Genomic DNA, 527 nt, shown 5'->3' with positions numbered 1-527 from the left:
GGGCGGCCTACGCCGGGGGGGCCGTCCCCCTGGAGGAGGAGGACCCCCTGGAGATTGAGGGGGGGGGCGGCTTGATACTCCGGGAGTTTTGCGGCCACGCCCTCCAGCACGCTACTCGCCTCGGCATCACCCCCGAGGAGGCGGCCTACAGGTGGGTGGAGTGGGCCGAGGCCACCCGGGGGAGGAAGGCCCTCACCATGAGCAGGTCCCTCACCCTCCTCTTCCACCAGGCCCTGGAGGAGGTGGAGGAGGAGGAGGCCCGGCGGGTTCCCCGGGAGGTGGTCTATCTCGCTCGGAGGGCCTACCTTTGGCTCCTCCGGTCTGGCAGGCTGGCCTACTGGGTTCATCTGGCTGAGGCCCTGGGCTCCCTAACCCTGGCCTCTGAGCTTCTGGGGCTGGTGGAGGGAGAAGAGTGGTGGGCTCCTCCCCGGGGTCCACCCGGTGAAAGCTCCGGCGAAAAGTCGGAGGGTCATGCCACGGCCTAGTTTTCGCGGGGGTTTTCGCGGGGTGCGCAGGGGGGTGAGGGC

The 527-nt window shown here is 69.8% G+C and carries 1 protein-coding gene; it reads left to right on the top strand.

Annotated elements, in window-relative coordinates; genetic code table 11:
• Positions 1–485: hypothetical protein (locus AC01Y6_RS11220; RefSeq protein ID WP_476671614.1), on the top strand; the 485-nt coding region annotated here is incomplete at its 5' end.
• Positions 486–527 lie beyond the last annotated feature (42 nt).

It is taken from the genome of Thermus sp., from assembly GCF_056332225.1.
This window is presented reverse-complemented; position numbering and strand designations above follow the sequence as displayed.